Raw genomic sequence first — 21,758 nt, forward strand, 5'->3', positions numbered from 1 at the left:
CCGCCACCCCACCCGATCAGAACAGTCTGCCACGTCTCTGACCAGGGGTTTCCGGCGGCGATCCGGCGCCGGACGAGGGGCGCGGCGTATCCGGGCCCCAGTCGGAGGGCTCCCGGTCAGAGGCTGCGGGCCAGTTCGGTGCGGGACCGGACGCCCAGCCGGCTGAAGATGTTGCGGAGATGGTGGTCGACGGTGCGGGTCGACAGGTTCAGCTGGGCGGCCACCTCGCGGTTGGTGGCGCCGGCCGCGACCAGCTCCGCGATGCGCCGCTGCTGCGCCGTTAGCGCGGGTCCGGTCGGCGCGGGCAGGTCGCCGGCTTCTCCGGCCGCCCGGAGTTCGGCGGTCGCCGCCGCCACCCACACCGGCATGTCGACCAGGGCGAAGCCCTCCGCCGCGCGGTGCAGGTGCGGACGCGCGTCCCGGGGGCGGCGGCTGCGGCGCAGCTCGCGGCCGAGCAGCAATGCGGTGCGGGCACGCTCGAACTCGCTGCCGTCCGGTGGATGCAGGTCGAGGGCGGCTCCGAACTCCGCGAGCGCCGCCGGGCTCCCCCGGGGCAGCAGCAGGGCGCGGCACCGGGCGGCCAGCGCCTGCCGGGTGCCGTCGCCGGTCGCGGCCGCCCAGCGCTCGAACACCGACGCCGCGGTCGCCGCGACCGACGGGTCGCCGGCACCCGCTGCCGCCTCGACCAGGAACGGGGCGGCGGTCATCTGGATCAGCACGTTCCCGCTGCCGGTCGACGGATCGGCCATCGTGGACAGTCGACGGAGAGCGTCGCCGTGGCGGCCGGCGATCAGGTCGAGCACGGCGAGGGCCCACTGGACCAGCGCCCGGGGACGGCTGGCGTGTGAACCCGCGTGCAGTTCGCGCATCCAGCACAGGCAGCCGGCCCGGTCGCCGCGTACCGCCGCCAGCAGCGCCAGCAGTCCGACGAGGTTGCCGGCTCCGGCCGCCTGTCCGCAGGACCGGGCGACCACCAGCCCTTCCCGGGCGCTCGCCGTGGCGGTCTCGTAGGAGCCGGTCCAGTACTCCACGAACGTGCGCAGCTCCAGCGCCCGGGGAAGCAGCGCGACCGCGCCGGCGGAGTGCGCCGCCCCGATGCCCCGCTCCAGCGCCCGGTGCGTCGCCGCGTCGTCGCCGAGCAGCAGGCCGGCCGTTGCCGCCGAGACCAGCGACTCGGGATCGTCGACGCGCTCGGCCTGGGCCAGCACCGAGCGCAGCGCCGGCCGGGCCCGCACGTGGTCGCCACGCAGCACCGCCGCCAGGCCGGCGACCTGCGCCGACGGCAGCGGGGCGGTCCCCGCCGACCGGCGCAGTCGGGCGGCGCGGCGGACCACCTCGCCGTACCGGACGTGGTTGCCGTCGAGGCAGACCGCCTCGCCCGCCCGGACCAGGGCCCGCCAGGCCAGGTCGGGACGGCTGCCGGCGAGCGCGTCGGCAGCGGCGACGAAGTGGTCGAGGGCGGCGGAGGCGGTACCCGCGTGCAGGGACATCTCGCCCCGGAGAAGGTGACGCTCGCCGCTCGCCGCGTCGGCCGGCTGGTCGGTCGCCAGCCGGCAGGCGCGCTGGGGGTCGCCGGCAAGCCAGGCGTACCGCGCCGCCGCGACGCGCCGCTCGGCCGCGCGGGCCGGCTCGGGTGTCAGCTCCGCGGCGCGGGCCAACGCCGCCGAGGCGAGTGCGCAGTCCCCGGCCGCGTCGACCGCGTGCGCGATCTCGTCGGCCAGCCGGGCGTTCGGCGGCGCCGTCACGGCGGCGAGGTGGACCAGGCGGTGCATCCCGGTCAACACCCGCGCCAGCGTGCGATGCGCGTGCTGCCGGTCGGCGAGCGTGGCGTCGTCGCGGATCACCTCGCGCACCACGGGATGCGGGAACCCGACGCCGATCCGTACCAGCCCGATCCGCTCGGCCGGCGCGAGCGCGTCGGCGCCCAGCCGCGCCAGGACACCCGGATCCAGGCTCGCGTCGAGCGCGGCCATCAGCAGGACCCGCCGGGTGGCCGGCGGCAGGGTCCGCAGCCGCACGTGGTACGCCCGGTGCAGGGCGCCGTCCACCGGCAGGCGCGTGGGCGGCGGCTGCCCCGGCGCGGCCCGGACCAGGTCGAGCAGCGCGGCCGGGTTGCCGGCGGCCAGTTCGACCAGCGGCGCGGCAATGTCGCCCGTGATCCCGTGGTCGGCGAGCACCTCGCGCGCCGCCGTCGGCTCCAGCGGGGCGAGCCGGAGGACGGAGCCGCCGACCGGCGGTCCGGAGCCGCCGGCGAAGAGCATCGCGACCCGGTGGTGCCGGGCCCGGCGGGCGACGAACGTGAGGGCCTCGAGCGACGGCGGATCGACCCACTCGACGTCGTCGACGGTGCAGAGCACCGGCCGTTCCCGGCTCATCGCCACGACCGCGTCGAGCACCGACGCGCAGAGCGCCAGCCGCTGGTCGGTGGTGCGTGGCCGCCGGCCCCGTGGCCCGATGCCGAGGCGGTGCAGCGCGGCCAGGGGCAGGTCGTCCTCGCCGAGCAGGCCGTCAGTGGAGAGTCGGGTGAACGTCGCCGCCTGCCGTGCGGCGTAGCCGAGCAGCGCGCTCCGACCGGTCCCCGGTGCGCCCTCGATCATCAGCGCGCCGCCGGCACCCTCGGCGGTGCGCCGGAGCAGTCCGGTGATCGCGGCCTGTTGCCGGGCGCGACCGCGCAGTACAGGAATCTGCACTGCTGGTGCAACAACCATGTTGCCAGTGTCGCCTATTCGAAAGATCCCCGCAACAAAGGCGCCCATCGATCGGACGGGCGCCTTTGTGCTGGCCGGTGCGGTGATCAGGCGCTCGGGCAGGTGTTGCGGTACTCCTCGACCGCGCTGCCGCTCGGGCCCGGGCAGAGGAACTGCTCGTAGCGGGTGTCGTCGTCGACGAAGCGCTTGAGCCAGGCGACCATCTGCCGGCCGGTCGGCGTGTTGACGCTCTGCGGGAAGAAGTGGCTGGCCCCGTTGAGTTCCAGGTACGCCTTCTCGGACGAGGCCGGAATCGTGGAGTAGAACGGAACCGCGTGGGAGGAGACCGGGGCGACCGAGTCGTTCTCGCCACCGATGATCAGCGTCGGCACCCGGATCCCGGACCAGGTCTTGGTCGAGTTCCACGGCGCGATCGGGATGGCGGCCTGCAGGGACGGCCGGTCGCGCGACGCCTCCAGGCTTCCGCCGCCGCCCATGGAGTGACCGGCAACCGCCAACCGACCGGCATCGACGCGGCTGCGGACGGAACTTCCCTCGACGAGGTAGTCGAGCGCCGCGAGGAGTTGACGGCCACGGCTGTCGGGCTGGTCCAGCCGGCTGTTGGTCTCGATGCCGATCACCACGAAGCCGTGCGAGGCGATCCGTGGGCCGAGCCAGCTGATGCTCGACCAGGCTGCGGTGTAACCCGGCGAGATCGCGATCGCGCCGAACGTACCCTCGCTGGTGCTCGTCGGGTAGTAGATGACGCCGCCGCCGAAGCCGGAGACGAGCGACGAGACGCTCACCTGTGCGGTGGCGAACGGGCCACGGCTGGCGTCGAGGATCGCGGAGGTCGGGTCGGGGCCGCGCTCGTACGGGCTGTCGGCAGCCTGGGCGGGCGGGCTCGCGCCCACCAGGGCGAGCAGGACGGCGGTGGCTGCGGTGCTGAGGCGGATGGCGGTCTTCACGTCGGGGGCTCCCTGGTCCGTCGGGACATCGACGTGGACCAGTGTTTGCCGCCCCGGGCGGGTACGCATCGGCGAAATCACCAGCGGCGGGCAGCGTCCCGACCGCACGGGTGGGTGACGAACGACCACCACGCGTCGCCGACGGGATGGGCGAAAATCGTCGTACGACGGTGTCGGACGTCGTCTAGTCGTACCGGAGGTGTCCATGCTGTTTCGTCCTCCTGGGACTGTCGCCACCGGGGCGGCCGGGCAGGATCTCGGTCCGCGGCTGGCGACGTACCGGGCCTGGCGTACCGATCCGTTCACGGCGGTCTGGATCGCGGTCGGCGCCGCGGTCGTACTCGCGGTGCTGTCGTTCCTGGTCGGACTGCCGGCGGTCGGCGTCGCGCTCGTTCCCGTGGCCGCGCTCGGTGCGGCGGCGTACGCGGGACTTCTTCCACCGGCCGGGGGCCGCCGCTGGCTGGTGGTCCACGAGCGGGGATTCGTCGACGCCGTCGACGGCGTCCCGCCGCTGGTGGCCAGGTGGGAATGGGTGAGTGGCCCGGTGCGGCCCGGACCGGACGGGAGCCGGGCGATCAGCGTCCACCCGGTCGGGGCGGCCGAGCCCACGCGGGTCGTCCTCGACGGCCTGGCGCCGCTGGCCGACCTGGTGGCGGCGGTCGAGCTGGGCGTCGGGCCCGTCATCGTGTCCCGTGCCCTGGCGGCGGCGCGTGCCGGCGAGCGGGTGGAGTTCGGCCCGCTCGCCGTGACGGCCGACGGGGTGGAGCGGGTGGCCGATGGGGACCGCCTGCCGTGGGAACTGGTCGACTCGGTCCGGCTCGTGGCGGGAGAGCGGATCGTTCTCGGCCGGGCCGGCGAGGTGCGGGCCTGGTTCAGCGGGCAGGTGCCGGAGGCGGCGGTCGCGATCGGGCTGATCGCCGCGCTCCGACCTGCGACGGCACCCGGGCAGCCGGATACCGCGATCTTCGTCCCCGCCGCCGTCTCGGCCGCCGGACGCGCCCGGGACCGCCGCCGCCGGTACCTCGTCTCGGTCGCCGGGCTGGTGGTGCTCGCGTTGCTTCCCGGCGTCGCCTACGCGGCGATCGACCAGCCGGACGACCAGGCCCGGCCGGCCGCCACGAAACCCGTGCTCCGGGTGGCGCCGACGCCGTCGCCCACCCGGCCGAGCCCCACCCCCACCCCCACCCCCTCACTCGTCCCACCGCCGCTGCCGCGGTTGCCGGAGACCATCTACGGGTACTCGCCGGTCTGCGACGGCCAGGGTTTCGCCGGAGCCGCGCGGTACGGCGGCCGCGCGCCGCACCCGGTCCATGTCGACGAGAACTTCGTCCGTGGACCCGGGCGGTGGTACTCGGACAACCCGGCGAAGATCCAGATCGTCGCCTGCGTCCAGTTGCAGAAGGGCCGGGTACTCAAGAAGTGCCGCTACTTCGGCGGCGGCAAGGACGTCGTCCAGAACATGGTCCTCGGGCGGTACACGCTCGTCATCCGGGAGGCGCGTACGGCGAAGATCATCGGACGGACCCGGATCGACGGTGCCGACGCCGACTGCCTGTTCCTGCTCTACGGCGCACGGGAGCCCGACGAGCAGCAGGTAAGCGTGCCGACCGAGGCGCAGATCCGGACCGCGTTGCGCCGCTACGTCGAGTAGGACCGAGCCGACTCCGTCACGTCGGCTACCGGCCCATGGCAGCGCCGATGCGATCGTCCCTGGTGTTGGTCAGAAAGGTGGTCGGCGGCAGACCACCGCCCGGTGGTCTCGGCGCCAGTGTGGAGCCCGGATCGGTGGTGTGCAGCTCCGCGCCGCTCCAGCCGTCCTGGTTCCAGGAGTTGTCCGCCGCGTCCACGCCGGCACCGAGCTGCCACTCGCGGGCGTTGCCGATCGACAGGTTCTGGCGCAGCAGCGATGTTGATCGCTCGAAGGCGAAGCCGGTCTTGCCGTTGCGGAACGCCGTGTTGCTGCGCACCGTCAGCGTGCCGGCGTTCCCGCTCTCGGTGAACCCGTACCCGGCGTTGTCCCACGCCGCGCTGCCGGTGACCACGTGATCCACGGAAGCGGGTCGGGTACCGCCGCCGAGCTTGAAGCCGTAGCCGTCGCCGTCGAAGGGAGCGATGCCCCAACGGTTCACACCGTTGCCGAACGACCAGGTGCGTTCGATGGTGACCGGACCGGTGAACTCGTGCAGGCCCAGGCCGTCGTCGGCGTTCTCGTACAGCCGGCAGTTCCGGACGACGTTTCCGGTGCCGGAGCCGTACTCGATGCCCAGGCCGTCGGCGTACTCCCCGTTGGTGGCGGTGTCGTGGTTGCGGAAGAAGTCGCTGTCGACGACCAGGTTGCCGGTGGTGTTCGGGTCCCGGAGCAGCAGTCCGGTCTGCCCGTTGTCGTGGAACGACAGTCCCCGGAAGACGCTGTACGCGCATGACCGGCAGACGTACGCGCTCCCGGGGGCGCCGTGGACCTGAAGACCCTGCACGGTCCAGTAGCTCGCCCGCTGGCTGACGTACGGCGCGTCGGCCGGGATCTGCGAGGCGTCGATGGTCGGAATCTCGTTCCGGTAGTTGCTCAGCACGATGCGCCGGTCCGCCGTACCGCTGGTGGTGATCTCCACCGGTCGGGTGGGCCGGTAGACCCCGCCGCGCAGGGCGATGTTCTGACCCGGCCGGACCACCGATGTCGCCCGGTCGAGGGTGGCGAAGGGGAGGTCGAGACTTCCGGGGTTGGTGTCGCTGCCGTCGGGGGCGACGTAGTAGGAGGCGGTGGTGACGCCGTTGACGCCGCCCGCCGGTCGCGGGGCCGGAGCGGGCGTACTCCCCGGGCCGGCCGTCGGCGCGGCGGATGGCGCCTCGGCGGTCGCCGCCACCGACGGTTCCGCGAGTTCCGGACCGCCGTCCTGGTACGCCGGGTAGTGCACCGCGAGGACGAACGCGCCGGCCGTACCGACCGCGACGAGTCCGCCGACCGGCAGGAACTTCGCCATCAGGTACCTGGCGGCCCGCTGGAGCGGATCCCACAGGCCCCAGACGGGTGCGGCAACCCCGCCGGCGGTGGCCGCCGCGCCGGCCAACCCGGCGAGGACGGGCGCGAGGTTGGCGCCCGCGATCAGGTGTTCCGCCGGGATGAGCTCCCGCTCGTGGGCGAGACAGACCTCGCAGCGCCGGACGTGCCGACCGAGCCGCTTCAACCAGCGAGGATCCGACGGCCCGCTGAGTTTCTGGGCCGCCTCGGTCAGTTCGGCACAGCGCGGGATCGCGTGCCAGGCTCGCAGCAGCGTCCGGGCGAGCGCGAGCTGCGCCTTCACCCGCTGCACCCGGACCGCCGCGTGCGCGGGGGTGAGCCCGAGCCCGGTGGCGAGGTCGGCGCGGGTGAGCAGACCAGCCGACTCCTGCCACCACAGCCTCAGCACGCGCTGGTCCTCGACGCTCAGCCAGCGGCTGGCCTCGTAGGTCTCCCGGCGTTCGCCGGAGAGGTGGAGCCGGAACATGGTCGAGTCGACGAAGTCGCCGGCCGGGTCGGGCCATTGCGACACGTCGCCGACGAGCGGCCCCAGTGCGGTCGCGACTCGGATCGAGCGGCCGCGATCCTGCATCTGACGGTAGGCGATCGAGATCACCCAGGCCCGGAAGCGGTCCGGATCCTTGAGCCCGGCAATCCCTCGTACGACCCGGAGCATGGTTTCCTGGACCACGTCGTCGACGTCGGAGCTGCCGTGCAGGGCCTTGCCCACCACGTTGTACACCAGCGGCATGGCCTCGGCCACCAGGGTCGCCATGGCCTGCTCGTCCCCGCCGCGAGCCGCGATGACGAGCGCGGGGTCGACCGCTGTCCGCACGTTGACCCCCTCTCCGTCCGTGATCGTCATATTTGCATGGTTCGACCTCCCGGTCGGTGGTGACCCGGGCGTGGCCCACCTTCGTTGACGCGGGACCGGGTCGCCGGATAACAGCAATCGAAGCCCGGCCGCACGGGGCGGCAAGATTCCAGACCCGATCTTGCAAGGGGTACGGGAACGCGCTTTCCTGACCCAGGCTCCCGACGCTGCCGACCCCGGTGGCGACTGCTCCCGGGCGCCGTACGCCGTGCGCCGCATGTGCGTGGACCCCACTCCGTCCCGCCCCTGGAGGTTCCCCATGATCTCTGCGCTCCTGGACCGCCGACGATGGCGTCGGTGGTCAACGGTCACCGGTGCCGTCGCGGTGCTGGTCGTCGGTGCCATCGGCTTCAGCCACACCGCACAGGCCGCAGCACTGTTCGGTGACGACTTCGAGGACGGCGACACCGGCGGCTGGTCCAAGTCCGGCGGTACCTGGGCGGTCACCGCCGACGGTTCCCAGACGGTGCGGCAGTCCAACGCCGGCAGTGAGAACGCCCGCCTGTTCGCCGGTACGACCAGTTGGACCTCCTACGCCGTCCAGGCCCGGGTCAAGCCGCTGAGCTTCGGCTCAGGCGGCCAGGTCGGACTGCTGGCCCGGGCGGCCGGGTCCACGACCTTCTACCGGCTGGCCCTGCTCCCCGGCAACCAGGTGCAGCTACAGGCCGTCAAGGGCAGCACCGTCACCGTTCTCGGCGGCGCCTCCCGTACGGTCGCCACCGGCAGCTGGTACACGCTCGCGATCGAGGTCAACGGCTCGACGGTACGCGGAACCGTGGACGGTTCCCAGGCCGCGCAGGGCACCAGTTCGGTCTCCGGCACCGGCCGGATCGGCCTACAGACGGTGTACGCGTCCGCCGCGTTCGACGACGTCTCCGTGACGACGTCGGGAACCACCCCGCCGACGGCGAGTCCGACGACACCGAACAACCCGCCCACCACCACGCCGCCGCCCACGACCACTCCGCCCTCGACGACCTGGCCGACCCCGACCGGCAACGCGCCGGTCAACAACGGCACGATCCAGGTCACCGGCACCTTCGACGGTGGGATGCGCCGCTACTGCTGCATCGGCGACGGCGGGCAGGGCGAGAGCCAGGACCCGGTCTTCGAACTCGCCGCCGGAGCCACCATCCAGAACGTCATCCTCGGTGCGCCCGCCGGTGACGGCATCCACTGCGAGGGCAACTGCACCATCCGCAACGTCTGGTGGGAGGACGTGGGCGAGGATGCCGCGACCTTCCGGGGCGGCACCACCTACAACGTCATCGGCGGCGGCGCCCGATCCGCCTCGGACAAGGTGTTCCAGCACAACGGTTCCGGCACGGTGCACATCTCCGGCTTCTACGCCGAGAACATCGGCAAGCTCTACCGGGCCTGCGGCAACTGCTCCAGCTCGTACCAGCGGCACGTCGTGATGGACAACGTGACCGTCCGCAACGCCGATGCCATCGCCGGCATCAACACCAACTGGGGCGACACGGCCCGCTTCACCCGGATCACCATCTACGGCGACGCCACGGTCTGCCAGAAGTACCGTGGCGTGTCCAGCGGAAACGAGCCGGAACTGATCGGTGAGGGCGCGGACGGCGTCAACTGCATCTACAGCAGCTCCGACATCACCTACCGCTGACCGACGCTCAGCTGAGGACGGTGGCCCGTTCCCGCGCTGGCGGCGACGGGCCACCGCCACTTCTGTCCGAACCGACCGTTCGGCCGGCTGTACTCCACCGGACCAGCCGATGTCGGCCGGGGCGGCGCCGAGTGGTGGCCCTTGGGCGGTCCCGGTGGCATGCTTGGCGTCGGGCAGAACCCGGAGGTGCGGGATGAGCGGATCACCGCAGCAGGACGGGCCCGGCGACGGGCCCACAGCCGTACGGACACTGTTGGGTGCCCAGCTACGGCGGTTGCGCGAGGAACGGGGCTTGACCAGGGCGGAGGCCGGTGAGCCGATCCGCGCCTCGGAGTCGAAGATCAGTCGGATGGAGCTGGGACGGGTCGGCTTCAAGGAGCGCGACGTACTGGACCTGCTGTCGCTCTACGGCGTACAGGACGAACGGGACCGGGCGGCGTTGATGGCGCGGGTACGGGAAGCCAACGCCCCGGGCTGGTGGCATCCGTACAGCGACGTCACGCCGAACTGGTTCCAGCGCTACCTGGGGCTGGAGGCGACCGCGACCCTGATCCGGAGCTACGAGGTCCAGTTCGTCCCCGGGCTGCTGCAGACCGAGGACTACGCGCGGGCGGTCGTACGCCTCGGCCACGGCGCGGCGCGGGAGGACGAGGTCGCGCGCCGGGTCGGGCTGCGACTGGAGCGGCAACAGGTGCTCAACCGGCCGGATCCGCCGAGGCTCTGGGCGGTGGTCGACGAAGCCGCGCTACGGCGTCCGGTCGGCGGCCAGCGGGTGATGCGGGACCAGCTCGAGGCGCTGATCTGCATCGTCACGAAGATGCCCCACGTACGGCTCCAGGTGGTTCCGCTCGTCGCCGGTGGACATGCCGCCGCCGGTGGCGCCTTCAGCATCCTGCGCTTCCCCCAACAGGATCTGCCCGACCTGGTCTACATCGAACAGCTCACCAGCGCGCTGTATCTGGACAAGCGTGAGGACGTCGACTGCTACTTCGAGGCGGTGAACCGCCTGTTCGTCGAGGCCGCGCCGTTGGAGGACACGGTCGGGATCCTGGAGCGGATCATCCACGACCTCGACGGGACGGCGACCCGCTGACCGACGGTACCCTGAGCTCGTCAATGGACGGTGGCGGACCGGAGGGTGTTGCTGGTGACCGAGGAGACGTTTCAGTCCACGAAGGACCCGGCGGCCGGACCCGGGATCGACAGCAGCGTTCCGCAGACGGCCCGGGTCTGGAACTACTGGCTCGGTGGCAGGGACAACTACGCCGTGGACCGCGCCCTCGGCGACGAGATCGCGCAGGCCTATCCGATCATCGTGGACATCGCCCGTGCCGACCGCGCCGTGCTCAACCGGGCCGTGCGATACCTGGCCGGTGAGGCCGGCGTCACGCAGTTCCTGGACGTCGGCGCCGGCCTGCCCACCACCAACAACACCCACGAGGTGGTCCAGGCGGTGGCTCCGACGGCCCGCATCGTCTACGTCGACTACGACCCACTCGTCCTCGTGCACGCCCGGGCCCTGCTGAGCAGTGGACCCGAGGGCGCCACGGACTACGTCGACGCCGACCTGCGGGACACCGGGACGATCCTGCGGGAGGCGGGACGCACGCTGGATCTCACCCGGCCGGTCGCGCTCATGCTCTCCGGGATCCTGGCCCACCTGCCGACCGTCGACGAGGCCCGATCGGTCGTACGACGGCTGATGGACTCCCTGGCCGTCGGTAGCCATCTGGTGGTCGTCGACGGCACCAACACCAACCAGGAACTCAACGACGTGATGAGGATCTGGAACGAGTCGGCCAACCCGCCGTACGCGATGCGCAGTCCCGACGAGATCGCCAGCTATTTCGATGGTCTGGAACTGGTCGAGCCCGGCCTGGTGGACGTCACCCGGTGGCGACCCGATCCCGATCCCGCCGGCCCGGCGCGCCCGCTGGACAATCTCGTCGGCGTGGCCCGCAAACCCGCGCGGCCCTGACCACACCGGCCACCCGGCTCGGCGGCCGGTACCCGTCCCCCTGCTGCCGAGGGCGTCCCCCGGAACACGGGGGACGCCCTCAACGTCGTGCGGCGGTACGGCGGTTCAGCTCAGGCGTCGTCGTCCTGGACGGTCAACTGGCCGTAGGCGTCACCCACGGACACACCCTGGACCGACTTGACCGCCACGAGGTACGTCCGGCCGTCTCCGGGCTGGGTGTTGCCGGTCACCGCGATCGGGATGGCGATGCTGGTGCTGCCGGACGGGACGGTCACGACGCTGGCCGTGGCCACCCCGGTGACGGGGTCCACGACGAACACCCGTACCTGGCCGGTGCCGGTGCCGGAGACCTGGGCCGGCACCTGGTAGGTGACGGTTCCGGAGTTGCCCTCGGAGACCGTCCGCTCGCCGAGGTCGAGCCGGGGCCGCGCCACCGGCTGCGGCGCCGGGGTGCCGGGCCGCCAGCCCCAGGCGTCGATCAGCCAGATCCTGGCCCAGGTCTCACCGGCGCGCGGCACCACCTCCAGCGTCGCGATCTGGTTGAGATTCAGCCCGGCCGAGGTGGCGTTGGTCAGCGGCATCCGCACCTCCTGGGCCCACTCGGACGACGTCTGGGTCGGGCCGGGCCACGGGTCGAGGGTGGTCGTGCCGAGGGTGGCCCGACGGCCTGCGGAGTCCGTGATCGCGACGTCGAACTGGGTCCCCGGTGAGCCCGGCGGTACGACGGCCCGCAGCGCCACCGACTGCGCGCCGGAGAGCGAGACCGGTGCCGGCGGCCGGAGACCTGCCGGCGTACCCGGCGCCGTCCAGGTGACCAGGACCGCGTACCGGCCGGCCTCGGGGCTGACCGGATCGAACGCGGCGAAGTGCGGCGAGTTCGGGTTGCCGCAGGCGGTGGGTGAGCCGGGGGCGCCGATCTGCTCGCAGAGCCGGCCGTTGGTGCCGCTCACCACGGTCGAGGCGTCGGGCACGATCAGCCGCGTCCGGTTGCCGCCCACCGCGTGGCTGAACACCGTCGCCGGGTCCGCCGAGGGTGCCCGGAAGCCCGAGCCGTCCAGCAACGGGCGTACCTGGTCGTTGCCGGCCACGAAGGTGGCGGCGGCCGCGGCCACGTAGGTGGCACCGACGTTCTGTTGCTGGACCGGGGTCAGCCGGGTGGGTGCGACCGACCGGCAGACCGGGTCGTGCGGGCTGGGGTAGTCGTCCCAGGACTTCGCGGCGGACAGGCCGGGAGTCCACTCGGTGTTGAAGTAGTTGTGGTTGGCGCCGAGCACGTAGACGGCGCCGTGCAGGGCGAAGCCACGGCCGACGCCACGGGTCGCGTCCAGGTACAACTCGCCTTCCAGGTCGGACAGGTCACCGTCACAGCTCGGCAGGATGGTCACCGACGGTACGTCGGGAAGGGGGTTGTGGCTGTAGATCGACGGGGCGATCAGCGCCAGCCCACGGATCTGCCAGCGCACCGTACCCGGATATCCGTCCTGACCGGCGGGCGGCCGGTTGAGGCTGTCGAGGGCAGCCCGGCTGACGCCCTCACCACCTCGGGAGTGGCCGACCAGCAGGACGTTGGACATGTTCGGTACCGGTGCGTTGCGCACCACGTCGGGGGCGGTGGGGCGGGCCGTGCCGGCCCAGTCCGCCCAGCGGCCCAGGTGCAGCCGGACCAGTGACGACCGGGCCTGCGCACCGGCGTCCCGGGGCGGGAGGCCGGCGCCGTCCTGCGCGTTGATGCCGTTGGCGGAGACGGACACGGTCACGTACCCCTGCGAGGCCAGCACCTGCTGGATCCGCTCGTACCCACGGTGGCTCGGCAGCGCCGTCCAGCCGCTCGGGCAGGGCCAGGCCGTGGTCGGCTCGGCCGTGCCCTGGTAGCAGGTGGGGTGCCGGCCGTGCAGGATCAGCACCAGGGGGCGCTGGCCGGACGTACCCTGCGGTGCGACGACGTAGCCGCGCATCTCCACCGGCACCGCGAAGCCGGGCAACTGCACGTCGGGCAGCGCGTACTCGCCGGAGATCGTCGAGTATGGACCGGGCAGGCCCGGGTCGACCGGGTTGGGCGGCAGTGGGGCTGCCGCGAGCGTCGGTGGTGCGGCGGCCGGGCGGGGGACGGTCGGATCCACCGCGTCGAGGCGCCGCCCGCTGGCCCGCACCTGCAGGTCGGTCAGGCCCTGGGCGGTGACGCCGTCGATGGCGAGGTGGAAGCCGCGTTGGTCCGGCGTTGCCCCGGGCCGGCCGATCATCCGGTCTCCGACGTAGAACTCGACCGCCGCGTCGCCGGTCCGGACCAGCTGCTCCGGATGCCAGCTGAGTTCGTACCCGGACGCCGTCCTCTTCAGGTCCCAACCGTCCGGCAACGTGGCCGGGGAGTTCGGGTCCGGGTCACCGGGATCCGCCCAGGCCGCACCACCGCCGCCGATCGCCAAGGTGAGTGTTACCGCAGCCGTCATCACGGCTCTGCCGACGCGCATAGACGTACTCCCCGTTTGTTCCGTTGTCGGCGGAAGCGCCACCATTCCGGGAGCGCTCCCATGTCCGATGCGTCGCCATCCTAGATCGGCCGGACGACCGTGATCAATGCGTGTTCGACTGCCTACTTGAGACGGTGGCGGGGTCAGCCGGCGTGCGGACGGACCGGACCGCAGGTCACGGGCGACTCTGTTCATCACGTGTTGCGGTGGGTGTCATGTCGGCCGGTTGGGATGATCGAGAACAACGGCAAAATCCGACCGCAGTCCGGAAGGCACCCCGCCATGTCGCAGTCTCCGTCGACGTTGCCCCGTCGTCATTTCCTCGCCCTGGGCGGTATCGCCGCGGGCGCCTCGATCCTCGCCGCCGAACCCGCCTCGGCGACGTCCGCCGTCTCGAACGACCGGGTCACCCTGCCCGGCTACGCGTTCACGCTCGGCGTCGCGTCCGGCGACCCGGCGCCCGACGGCGTCGTGCTCTGGACCCGCCTGGCACCGGACCCGCTCGCCCTCGACGGGCTCGGCGGCATGCCCGACCGCGCCGTCGACGTGCGGTGGGAGGTGGCGGAGGACGAGCGGTTCCGCCGGGTGGTGCGCCGTGGCGTCCAACGGGCCACGGCGAGGTGGGGGCACTCGGTGCACGCCGAGGTGCACGGCCTGCGGCCGGACCGCGGGTACTGGTACCGGTTCCGGGTCGGGGACCAGGTCAGCCCGGTGGGGCGTACCCGCACGGCACCGCGCCCCGGGACCAGCCTGAAGTCGCTGACCTTCGCGTTCGCGAGCTGCCAGGCCTACACCGACGGCTACTTCACCGCGTTCGAGCACATGGCCCGCGAGGACCTGGACCTGGTCGTCCACCTCGGCGACTACATCTACGAGGGCGGCGGCGCCGGCTCGATCGGGCGCCCGCACCTTCCGGCCGTGGAGACGTTCTCCCTGACGGACTACCGGATCCGGTACGCCCAGTACAAGCTCGACCCGGCGCTGCGGGCGGCGCACGCGGCCGCGCCCTGGGTGGTCGCCCCCGACGACCACGACGTGGAGAACAACTGGGCCGGTGACCACTCGCAGCCGGACACCGAGCCGGACCAGGACCCCGCCGTCTTCCGGCTCCGCAGGGCCGCCGCCTACCAGGCGTACTACGAGAACCTGCCGCTGCGGGCGTCGTCGATGCCCCGTGGTCCGGAGATGCAGGTGTACCGACGGCTGCGGTTCGGCGATCTGCTCCAACTCGACGTGCTCGACACCCGGCGGTTCCGGGACCAGCAGCTCACCGACCCGTCACTGCGCTGGGACCCGAACCGGCAGATGCTCGGCGCCAAGCAGGAGGCCTGGCTGCTGGCCGGGCTCCGCGCCTCCACCGCACGGTGGAACGTGCTCGGCAACCAGATCTTCGCGATGGAGGCCGACCACACCGACGGCGCGCCGGAGACGTTCGGCATGGACACCTGGGACGGGTACGCGGCCGCCCGCCAGCGGCTCTTCGAGGGCGTGGCGGCGCGACGCGTCGAGAACTTCGTCATCATCACCGGCGACGCCCACCGCAGCGTGGCCGCCGACCTCAAGCTGGACTTCGCCGACCCGGGCTCGCGCACGGTAGGTACCGAGTTCCTCGGCACGTCGATCAGCTCGGGCGGCAACGGAACCGACATGGATCCGCTCGGCGTGACCTGGCTGGCCGAGAACCCGCACATGAGGTTCCACAACTCCCAGCGCGGGTACCAGCTGTGCCACCTCGGCCGGGGCGAGATGCGTACCGACTACCGCGTGGTGCCGTTCGTCAACGCCCCCGGCGCCCCGGTCGCGACCCGGGCCAGCGTCTACGTGCAGAGCGGGCGGCCCGGGGTGGCACACGTGTCGGACTGACATCGACCCCGCCCCCTGGCGCCGCTGCGGTCGAGGGCCGCGGCGCCGGAGTCCGCCACCAGCGGCCGGGCCCTGAAGGTCTCCCGGGCGCGGCAACGGTGGACGGACTCCGGCGTCGCGGCAGTGCTGCGGTCAGTCAGCCACTTCGGACCGGTCGCCGGCCCACAGGGTGTGGAAGGATCCCGGCCGGTCGACCCGCTGGTAGGTGTGCGCCCCGAAGTTGTCCCGGAGCCCCTGGATCAACGCGGCGGGCAGTCGGTCCCGGCGCAGCGCGTCGAAGTAGGCCAGCGACGAGGAGAACGCCGGGGTGGGCACCCCGGCCCGGGCGGCGTCGGCCACCACCCTCCGCCAACTCGGTACGCCGTCACCGATCGCCTTGGCGAAGTACGGCGCCACCAGCAGCGTCGGCAGGTCCGGCTGGTCGTCGTACGCCTCGCGGATCCGGTCCAGGAAGCGGGCCCGGATGATGCAGCCGCCCCGGAAGATGCTGGCCACCGCACCCCGGTCGATCTGCCAGCCGTACTCCTGGCTGCCGGCCTGGATGTGGTCGAAGCCCTGCGCGTAGGCGACGATCTTCGAGGCGAGGAGTGCCTTGCGGACGTCCTCGATGAACGCGTCCCGATCCTCCACCTGCCAGACCGGGGTGTCGGGGAAGGCGCGGGCGGCGGCGGCCCGTTGATCGGCGTGCCCGGACAGCGACCGGGCGAAGGTGGCCTCGGCGATGCCGGTGATCGGGATGCCCAGGTCGAGCGCGCTCTGCACCGTCCAACGGCCGGTGCCCTTCTGCTCGGCCTGGTCCAGCACCACGTCGACGAACGGCTGACCGGTGGCGTCGGTGTGGGCCAGTACGTCGGCGGTGATCTCGATCAGGAACGACTCCAGCTCGCCCGAGTTCCAGCCGCGGAAGATCTCGGCGATCTCGGCCGGGCTGATGGACAGGCCGGCCCGCAGCAGGTCGTACGCCTCGGCGATGAGCTGCATGTCGGCGTACTCGATGCCGTTGTGCACCATCTTGACGAAGTGCCCGGCACCGTCCGGGCCGACGTGTATGCAGCACGGCACCCCGTCGACCTGCGCGGCGATCGACTCGAACATCGGCCCGAGCTTGGCGTACGACTCGGCCGACCCGCCCGGCATGATGCTCGGGCCGAGCAGCGCGCCCTCCTCGCCGCCGGAGACACCGGTGCCGACGAAGTGCAGGCCGTGCTCGCGCAGCGCCTCCTCGCGTCGGCGGGTGTCGGCGAAGTGGGCGTTGCCGCAGTCGACGACGATGTCGCCGGCGTCCAGCAGCGGCACCAACTCCTCGATCACCGCGTCCGTCGGTCCGCCCGCCTTGACCATCACGATGACCGCACGCGGCCGCTCCAGCGAGTTGACGAAGTCGGCCAGGGACTCGCCGGGCACGAAGGTCCCCTCGTCGCCATGCTCGGCGACCAGCCGGCGGGTGCGCTCGGGCGAACGGTTGTGCACGGCCACGGAGAACCCGTGCCGGGCCAGGTTGCGGGCCAGGTTTCGGCCCATGACCGCCAGCCCGGTCACCCCGATCTGAGCGCCCGTCCGCGGCGCGGTTGCTTCTTCGGTCATCCTGACCGTCCACCTTTCCTCGGCAGCACCGTTTGGCATCGTGCCTTCGTGACCGTATCGCGCCGGCCACCCGTGCCGACGCCATCGGTGGCCCGTTCCCACGCCGTACCCGTTGGGTCGCGGTTGACCTGGGATCTTGTCGCCGGCCGGCGGGCGGTGCCGGATGGCTCGCCGACGCGATCGTGATCGCCGTCCGGCGATGATGTCGCTACTGTCGGTCAGGTTGATCCGCCGAGGGTGCCCGGACGGTGGAACGGCGCCGGCACCGAGGCGTACGCCGAGGCCCCCGGGCGGGACCGTGCGCCGGGTCCGGTGTTCGAGGGCCGGGCGAGGTGGGCGCCCGGCCCCGGTGGTCACCGGTGGCTCAGCTGGCGGTGCAGGACAGGCTCGGTGCGCCGTTGCTGCCGTTCCACGAGCCGATGAAGCCGAACGTGGTGCCGGCTCCGGCGCCGAGGCTGCCGTTGTAGCTCACGTTGCGGGCGGTGACGGTGGATCCACTGGAGGTCACGGTGGCGTTCCAGGCCTGGCTGACGGTCTGGCCGTTGGGGAAGGTCAGTGTGACCGTCCAGCCGCTGATGGCGGTGCCGCCGGCGGTGACCCGTACGTCGCCCTGGAAGCCGCCGGACCACTGGCCCACGGCCGAGTACGTGGCGGTGCAGGCCCGGTTGCCGCCGGGTGGCGTGGTCGTGGGCGTCGCCGGCGGTGTTGTCGGCCGTGGCGTGCTGGTCGGCGTGCTGGTCGGCCCCGTGGTGGGCGTCCCGCCGCCGTAGATCGTGGCCTCCCGGGCGGTGGGCCTGATCCCGTTGGCGCCGTTGAAGATCCGCTCACCCCAGGTGGTGAGCTGGTCGGGGTCGAAGTTGACCGTCATGTCGAGGATCGGGTCGGTGTTGCCGCTCCAGGACCAGGCGAGATAGCCGAGGCCGCGCGCGTTCGCCTCGGCCAGGATCGTCTCGTGGTCCACCTCGTTGGCGTTGAACCGCCAGCCGAACTCGCCGATCACGAGCGGCCAGCCGTTGGTCCGGAAGCGGTTGAGGTAGTCGGTGATGCTGGCGGCGGTGTTGAACACGGCGTACATGTGGATCGACAGCACGGTGTTGCGGTTGGTGTCGGCGTTCAGGATCGTCTGCGCGTTGTCCCGCATGACGTACTGCCAGTCCTGACCCCAGTTCGGCGCGTCGACCATGAGCAGATGTTCGAAGCCGTTGCTGCGCATCTTTCCGATTGCGCTGGTGGTGGCGTTGATCCATTGGCTGGCGTTGGTGTTCCCGATCGGCTCGTTGCCGATGTTGATGACGACGTAGTTCTCCTGGCCGACCAGTGCGCTCTTCTGGCTGACCCAGTAGTTGACCGCCTCGTCGAGGCTGGCGGCCGCGCCCTCCTCGCCGTACCCGGTGGTGTCGTGCACCTCCAGGACGCAGATCAGCCGGTTCTGCTTGCACAGCGAGATGACGTTGGCGACGTCGGTGGACGGGCCCCACCGCTTGCCGCTGCCCAGCACCACCCGCACCGTGTTGGCGCCCAGCGCCTTGATGTCGGCGAACGCGCTGGTCTGACCGGTGTACCAGACGTGCGGGTGGTTGACCCCCCGCATCACGAACCGTTGCCCGTTGGCCTCGACGATGTTCGTGCCGCTGACCCGTAGGCCGACGGCGGCGTCGGCGGGGCGTACGAACGTCAGGATGGATGCCACGGCGACGAGCAGGGTGACGCCGAGGACGGTGAGTTGTCTCTTCATGACCTACCTCAGATGGAAGGCCCCGGAGCCGGGGCAGGGTGAGTCCACCTCGTGGACCCGCTGTTCCTTTGCCCGGCTTCCAGCGGCAATTACCGTAGATCAATGTCTGGCCCGGATGCAACCTGCCCGAAGTGTTGCCCGTGCGCCCGTTGCGGAGCGGTTGTCGATGCGATGTCCGCCCCTCTTGACAAGGAAGATGTTAGCGCTAACACTCGCTTTTGGCGAGTTACCACCGTAAATGGCTGCTCAGCGGGTCCGGCCTGCGCCGACCACCGGGTCGACGCGCTGCCGCTCCCGAAGGCACGTCTGGAAGGGCGAACCCATGCGGCTGCACGTCCGGCGGTACACAGGCGCGGTGTTGGTGCTCGGCATGCTGTCGGCACCCCTGGGGGAGGTTCCGATGGAGCGGGCGTCGGCGGCCAGCGCACTGCCCAACGGCGTCGCGACCACGCCGCCGATGGGCTGGAACAGCTACGACTCGTACAACTGGAATGTCACCGAGGCGCAGGTCAAGGCCAACGCCGACTACATGAGCACCAACCTGAGACAGCACGGTTGGCAGTACGTCGTCGTCGACTGGGCCTGGTACTACCCGGGCAGCGGCACCGGAAGCCCGAACCAGGACGCCAACCTCCAGCCACGGCTGCGGATGGACGCCAACGGACGGCTGTTGCCGGACACCACCCGGTTCCCGTCCGCGACCGGGACGAACGGCTTCAAGCCCCTGGCCGACCACATCCACGCCGCCGGCCTGAAGTTCGGCATCCACCTGATGCGGGGAATCCCACGCCAGGCGGTCGCCGAGAACACCCCCGTCCTTGGCACGAGCTATCGGGCGAACCAGATCGACAACACCACCACCGCGGCCTGGCTCAACCTCATGTGGGGGCTGGAGATGGGCCACCCCGGGGCCCAGGCGTACCTGGACTCGCTGTTCCAGCTCTACGCGAGCTGGGGGGTGGACTACGTGAAGGTCGACGACATCGCGGCTCCGACGTACCGGCAGGCGGAGGTGGAGGGGTACCGGCTGGCCATCGAGCGCAGTGGCCGTCCGATGGTCCTGAGCCTGTCTCCGGGCCCGACACCGACGGCGAGCGGCAGCCACGTGGCCGCCAACGCCCACATGTGGCGGGTGGTCAACGACCTGTGGGACAACTGGGCCAGCGTGGACGCCCTGTTCGACAAGCTGCGGGACTGGACACCGTACCGGGCGAGCGGCGCCTGGCCGGACCCCGACATGATCCCCATCGGGCGACTGTCGAAGCAGGGGCCCGTCGGCTCGCCCCGCTACTCCAACCTGACCCCGGACGAACAGCGCACCCTGATGACGCTCTGGTCCATCACCCGGTCACCACTGATGTGGGGCGGCAACCTGGTCGAGAACCGCGCGTCGGAGCTGGCCCTGATGACCAACCCGGCCGTGCTCGCCGTCGACCAGAACAGCACGGCGAACCGTGAGCTGTACGGCGGAACCAACCGGGTGTGGACCGCGGACGTTCCGGGCACCGACCACAGATACGTCGCCCTGTTCAACCGGGGTACCGCGACGGGCAACGTCTCGGTCACGCTGGCGGACCTGGGCATCGGCTCGGCCAGCGTCACCGACCTGTGGTCCGGGGCGAACCTCGGCACCGCCACCGAGGTTCTCACCCGCTCGCTGCCCGCGCACGGCTCCGGGCTCTACCGGCTGGTTCCGCAGTCGACGGTGCCGGTGCCCCCGGCGTACACCCTGGCCGTCCGGCACAGCGGCAAGGTCGCCGACGTCTTCAACGGCTCGACCGCCGACGGCGCCGACGTCGTGCAGTGGACGGCCAACGGGCAGACGAACCAGCAGTGGCGGTTCCGGGACGCGGGCGGCGGCTACTCCCAGATCGTCAGCGCGAACAGCGGCAAGTGCCTCGACGTGTACGGCGGAGCCGGTGCCACGGCGGACGGTGTCCGGGTCACGCAGTGGACCTGTGGCACGGGTACCAACCAGCAGTGGCGGATCCAGGACCTCGGTACGGGCTACCTCCAGCTCGTCGCCCGGCACAGCGGCAGGTGCCTCGACGTGTTGGACGCCGCGTCGACCGACGGCGCCCAGTTGGTGCAGTGGACCTGCGGCTCGGGTACCAACCAGCAGTGGCGGCGCGGCCAGGTGTAGCGGCGCACCGCGACCCCGGCGACTCCGCATAACCGAACTCGCGTTTCTCCGGTCGCACCGCCCGCCGTTTTGCTCAATGCGCGGCAATGACTTATGGTTCTTAATCGATGTAGCCGACTCCTTCCCCCGTGGGAGCCGGCTACATCGCTTTCCGGACTCTTGTGCCCCACCCGGCCATGAGGTTCGTGGTGGTCCTGCTCTTCCTCGGTGCCGAGCCTCCCGAGGGGTTCGCACGACTGGCGAGGGCCGGGGATGGGGGCGGGGGAACGTGGGCACACACGAGGCGGCGCCCGCCCGGCCGCAGGTGTCGGCCGGGGCGGTCTTCTTCGACGACGACGACCGGGTGCTGCTGGTGGACCCGACCTACAAGAAGTTCTGGAACCTGCCGGGCGGTGCCGTCGACGTCGGCGAGACACCTCGGGCGGCCTGTGTCAGAGAGGTGCGGGAGGAACTGGGCCTCGACCCGTCGATCGGGCCGCTGCTCGTGGTCGCCTGGACGGCGAACGGTCCGGACGGGAAGCTCTTCTTCGTCTTCGACGGCGGGGTGCTTCCGCCGGACCGGCGGGCGGCGATCGTACCGGCGCCCGGGGAACTCGCCGAGTATGCGTTCGTTCCGGTCGAGCGGGCCCGGCGGCTGCTGTCCGAGCCGCAGTGGATCCTGCTGACCGAGGTGCTGGCCGCCCGTGCCGACGGTGTGACTCGGTACGTCGAGTCGGGCCAGGTCTAGACACCGCTGCCCGGACCCGAGGGGTGGTGGTCGCCCTCGTCGTGGTCTGCCGCGGGGTGGCGGATCCGGAGGTCGGCATGCCGGGGCGGCTGGCAGGATGGTG

13 protein-coding genes are annotated in these 21,758 nt (G+C 71.8%); 7 read left to right on the plus strand and 6 right to left on the minus strand.

The window, feature by feature from the left end; genetic code table 11:
- Positions 1 to 116: 116 nt before the first annotated feature.
- A complete protein-coding gene (locus tag H4W31_RS24815; protein WP_192768845.1) occupies positions 117 to 2,708 on the minus strand; it encodes a helix-turn-helix transcriptional regulator in 2,592 nt (863 codons plus the stop codon).
- 86 nt (positions 2,709 to 2,794) lie between these two features.
- On the minus strand, positions 2,795 to 3,655 hold the full coding sequence (locus H4W31_RS24820; RefSeq protein WP_318783384.1) for an alpha/beta hydrolase family protein: 861 nt from the start codon (positions 3,653 to 3,655) through the stop codon (positions 2,795 to 2,797).
- Positions 3,656 to 3,860: 205 nt separating this feature from the next.
- Between H4W31_RS24820 and H4W31_RS24825 the strand changes: the two genes are divergently transcribed.
- Positions 3,861 to 5,306 carry a hypothetical protein gene (locus H4W31_RS24825; RefSeq protein ID WP_192768846.1) on the plus strand — a complete coding sequence of 482 codons (1,446 nt, stop codon included), beginning with the start codon at positions 3,861 to 3,863 and terminating at the stop codon, positions 5,304 to 5,306.
- A gap of 25 nt (positions 5,307 to 5,331) precedes the next feature.
- Here H4W31_RS24825 and H4W31_RS24830 read toward each other — a convergent pair whose 3' ends face one another.
- The gene (locus H4W31_RS24830; RefSeq protein WP_192768847.1) at positions 5,332 to 7,515 is read right to left on the minus strand and encodes a sigma-70 family RNA polymerase sigma factor; all 2,184 of its coding nucleotides are present in this window, start codon (positions 7,513 to 7,515) and stop codon (positions 5,332 to 5,334) included.
- A 268-nt stretch (positions 7,516 to 7,783) separates the two neighbouring features.
- On the opposite strand from H4W31_RS24830, the gene H4W31_RS24835 reads away from it, so the two are divergent.
- The 3 genes from H4W31_RS24835 to H4W31_RS24845 all read left to right on the plus strand — a co-directional run bounded on the left by H4W31_RS24835 (position 7,784) and on the right by H4W31_RS24845 (position 11,135).
- Complete coding sequence (locus H4W31_RS24835) at positions 7,784 to 9,157, plus strand: pectate lyase (protein ID WP_192768848.1); 1,374 nt, start codon at positions 7,784 to 7,786, stop codon at positions 9,155 to 9,157.
- A 193-nt stretch (positions 9,158 to 9,350) separates the two neighbouring features.
- On the plus strand, positions 9,351 to 10,250 hold the full coding sequence (locus H4W31_RS24840; RefSeq protein ID WP_192768849.1) for a helix-turn-helix domain-containing protein: 900 nt from the start codon (positions 9,351 to 9,353) through the stop codon (positions 10,248 to 10,250).
- A 54-nt stretch (positions 10,251 to 10,304) separates the two neighbouring features.
- On the plus strand, positions 10,305 to 11,135 hold the full coding sequence (locus H4W31_RS24845) for an SAM-dependent methyltransferase (protein WP_192768850.1): 831 nt from the start codon (positions 10,305 to 10,307) through the stop codon (positions 11,133 to 11,135).
- Positions 11,136 to 11,245: 110 nt separating this feature from the next.
- On the opposite strand, the gene H4W31_RS24850 is transcribed toward H4W31_RS24845, so the two are convergent.
- The gene (locus tag H4W31_RS24850) at positions 11,246 to 13,603 is read right to left on the minus strand and encodes an alpha/beta hydrolase (protein ID WP_192768851.1); all 2,358 of its coding nucleotides are present in this window, start codon (positions 13,601 to 13,603) and stop codon (positions 11,246 to 11,248) included.
- Between the two features lie 282 nt (positions 13,604 to 13,885).
- Here H4W31_RS24850 and H4W31_RS24855 point away from each other — a divergent pair, with 282 nt between their 5' ends.
- The gene (locus H4W31_RS24855; protein ID WP_192768852.1) at positions 13,886 to 15,466 is read left to right on the plus strand and encodes an alkaline phosphatase D family protein; all 1,581 of its coding nucleotides are present in this window, start codon (positions 13,886 to 13,888) and stop codon (positions 15,464 to 15,466) included.
- Positions 15,467 to 15,598: 132 nt separating this feature from the next.
- Here the strand turns inward: H4W31_RS24855 and gndA are convergent, their stop codons facing one another.
- Both gndA and H4W31_RS24865 read right to left on the minus strand, forming a co-directional pair.
- Positions 15,599 to 17,050: an NADP-dependent phosphogluconate dehydrogenase gene (gene gndA / locus H4W31_RS24860; RefSeq protein WP_192768853.1), complete on the minus strand. Its 1,452-nt coding sequence runs from the start codon at positions 17,048 to 17,050 to the stop codon at positions 15,599 to 15,601.
- A 364-nt stretch (positions 17,051 to 17,414) separates the two neighbouring features.
- Entirely contained in the window at positions 17,415 to 18,785 is a 1,371-nt protein-coding gene (locus tag H4W31_RS24865) for a cellulase family glycosylhydrolase (protein ID WP_192768854.1), read from the minus strand.
- Positions 18,786 to 19,107: 322 nt separating this feature from the next.
- Here H4W31_RS24865 and H4W31_RS24870 point away from each other — a divergent pair, with 322 nt between their 5' ends.
- Positions 19,108 to 20,928 carry an RICIN domain-containing protein gene (locus H4W31_RS24870; RefSeq protein WP_192768855.1) on the plus strand — a complete coding sequence of 607 codons (1,821 nt, stop codon included), beginning with the start codon at positions 19,108 to 19,110 and terminating at the stop codon, positions 20,926 to 20,928.
- A 268-nt stretch (positions 20,929 to 21,196) separates the two neighbouring features.
- Positions 21,197 to 21,655, plus strand: a complete 459-nt coding sequence (locus H4W31_RS24875) for an NUDIX hydrolase (RefSeq protein ID WP_318783386.1) — start codon at positions 21,197 to 21,199, stop codon at positions 21,653 to 21,655.
- Positions 21,656 to 21,758: the final 103 nt, after the last annotated feature.

The sequence above is a fragment of the Plantactinospora soyae genome (assembly GCF_014874095.1).
Lineage (GTDB): Bacteria > Actinomycetota > Actinomycetes > Mycobacteriales > Micromonosporaceae > Plantactinospora > Plantactinospora soyae.

Coding starts and splice junctions, on each gene's coding strand:
- H4W31_RS24840 (WP_192768849.1), top strand. CDS start 9,351: ATGAGCGGATCACCGCAGCAGGACGGGCCCGGCGACGGGCCCACAGCC.
- H4W31_RS24855 (WP_192768852.1), top strand. CDS start 13,886: ATGTCGCAGTCTCCGTCGACGTTGCCCCGTCGTCATTTCCTCGCCCTG.
- H4W31_RS24850 (WP_192768851.1), bottom strand. CDS start 13,603: ATGCGCGTCGGCAGAGCCGTGATGACGGCTGCGGTAACACTCACCTTG.
- H4W31_RS24865 (WP_192768854.1), bottom strand. CDS start 18,785: ATGAAGAGACAACTCACCGTCCTCGGCGTCACCCTGCTCGTCGCCGTG.
- H4W31_RS24825 (WP_192768846.1), top strand. CDS start 3,861: ATGCTGTTTCGTCCTCCTGGGACTGTCGCCACCGGGGCGGCCGGGCAG.
- H4W31_RS24830 (WP_192768847.1), bottom strand. CDS start 7,515: ATGACGATCACGGACGGAGAGGGGGTCAACGTGCGGACAGCGGTCGAC.
- H4W31_RS24815 (WP_192768845.1), bottom strand. CDS start 2,708: ATGGTTGTTGCACCAGCAGTGCAGATTCCTGTACTGCGCGGTCGCGCC.
- H4W31_RS24870 (WP_192768855.1), top strand. CDS start 19,108: ATGCGGCTGCACGTCCGGCGGTACACAGGCGCGGTGTTGGTGCTCGGC.
- gndA (WP_192768853.1), bottom strand. CDS start 17,050: ATGACCGAAGAAGCAACCGCGCCGCGGACGGGCGCTCAGATCGGGGTG.
- H4W31_RS24835 (WP_192768848.1), top strand. CDS start 7,784: ATGATCTCTGCGCTCCTGGACCGCCGACGATGGCGTCGGTGGTCAACG.